The sequence below is a fragment of the Bacteroides intestinalis genome (genome assembly GCF_003464595.1).
Classification (GTDB): domain Bacteria; phylum Bacteroidota; class Bacteroidia; order Bacteroidales; family Bacteroidaceae; genus Bacteroides; species Bacteroides intestinalis_A.
This window is the reverse complement of the sequence record NZ_QRZF01000067.1, coordinates 1-215: the sequence shown is the minus strand read 5'-3', so window position 1 is coordinate 215 and position 215 is coordinate 1. Positions and strand designations below refer to the sequence as shown.

Below are 215 nucleotides of genomic sequence, written 5' to 3'. Positions count from 1 at the left end.
GGGTCGAGGGAATGGCTTTGCTCGGCAGCCTCCAGCTTCAAAAGCTCTGCATGCAGGAAGGCTGAGGTACGGCTGCCGGGAGCCGTGAAGTTAGCAAAATACTGGTGTACGTCACTGCTGTTCAGCAAGGACGGGCCCTTGTCGTAGAGCAGGATGTGCTGCTTGAAAAAGCCTATAGCCTCTTTGAAGTACCGGCTCAGCAAACCACCATACCC

General features: G+C 55.3%; 1 protein-coding gene. It reads right to left on the bottom strand.

Going from position 1 to position 215, the window contains the following annotated elements; all coding sequences use genetic code 11:
- On the bottom strand, positions 1-215 hold a 215-nt coding region (locus tag DWW10_RS26575; RefSeq protein WP_476375033.1), incomplete at both ends, for a DUF7833 domain-containing protein.